The sequence below is a fragment of the Streptomyces sp. CO7 genome (genome assembly GCF_053474865.1).
In genome coordinates this window covers 54862-56347 of the sequence record NZ_JBRIOU010000009.1, presented here as the reverse complement: position 1 = coordinate 56347, position 1486 = coordinate 54862, and the positions used below count along the sequence as shown (strand labels likewise).

At 75.8% G+C, this 1486-nt stretch carries 1 protein-coding gene; it reads left to right on the top strand.

The window, feature by feature from the left end; genetic code table 11:
- A partial coding sequence (locus ACOV8S_RS26905; protein ID WP_448320963.1) for a condensation domain-containing protein occupies positions 1-1486 on the top strand: 1486 nt, incomplete at both ends.

The following is a 1486-nucleotide window of genomic DNA, read 5'->3' as shown; positions in this document are numbered from 1 at the left end:
GCCCGGACCCGAGCGCGACGCCCGGCTCGCGGAACTCCTCGACGAGGACCGCACCCGCCCTTCGACCTGCGCCGCGGACCGCTGCTGCGCCCCGCCCTGGTCCGGCTCTCCGAGGACGACCACGTCCTGGCACTGGCCACCCACCACATCGTCACGGACGGCTGGTCCAACGCGGTGCTCACCGGCGACCTGTTCCACCTGTACCGCGCCGAGACCGGCACCGACGCCGTCGAACTCCCGCCGCTGCCCGTCCAGTACGCCGACTACGCCCACTGGCAGCGCGGCGTCGCCGACGCCACCGCCGCCGGTCACCTGGCGTACTGGAGGGAGCGCCTCGCGGACGTCGAGCCGCTCGACGTCCCGACCGACCGGCCCCGCCCGCCGGTGCGCAACGCCGACGGCGCCACCACCCGCCTGGTGCTGCCGCCGCACACCGCCCGCCGGCTCGCCCGGGCCGGGCAGGAACGGGGCGCCACCCTGTTCACCACCCTGGTCGCCGCCACCCAGGCCCACCTGGCGCGGCTCTCCGGCGGACAGGACATCGCCGTCGGCACCGTCGCCTCCGGCCGCGACCTGCCCGAGACGCAGAACCTCGTCGGGTTCTTCGTCAACACGCTGGTCCTGCGCTCCCAGGTGCGCCCCGAGCAGCCCTTCCCGGAATTCCTCACCGACGTCCGGCAGACGGTCCTCGACGCGTTCACCCACCAGGACGTGCCCTTCGAGCGGGTGGTCGACGAGGTACGGCCGGTGCGCGACACCAGCCGCACCCCGCTCTTCCAGGTGATGGTGGTCCTGCAGAACACCCCGACCGCGCACCCCGACGTCCCCGGCCTGGCGATCACCGACGTCGAGACCGAACTGCGGCACGCCGCCTTCGACCTGACCTGGGAGTTCGCCGAGGCCGACGACGGCGCCCTGCACGGCCTGCTCACCTACAGCACCGCCCTGTTCGACGAGGCCACCGCCGACCGCATGGCCGGCCAGCTCGCCACGCTGCTCACCGCCCTCGCCGAGAACCCGGACCGCACCCTGGGCGCCCTGCCGCTGAGCACCGACGAGGAACTGCGGGACCTGGTCCGGCTGGGCCGGGGCACGGCCCCCGTGGTGGCGGCCGCCACCCTGCCTGAGTTGTTCCAGCGGCAGGCGGCCCGCACGCCCGACGCCGTCGCCCTGAGCGAACACGGGCGGGAGTGGACGTACGCCGAGACGCAGCGGGCCGCCAACCGGCTCGCCCACCGGCTGATCGGCCGCGGTGTCGGCCCGGAGACGGTGGTGGCCCTGGCGCTGCCCCGCGGCGCGGCCTCGGTCGTCGCCCAGCTCGCCGTGAGCAAGGCGGGCGGCGCCTTCCTCCCCGTCGACCCCGACTACCCCGCCGAGCGCCGGGAGTTCATGCTCCGCGACGCGGGCGCCGCGCTGGTCCTGGACGACCCCGCCGAGGTGTGGGCCGACGGCGGCCCCGACACGGCCGCGCCCGACGCCGTCGCCC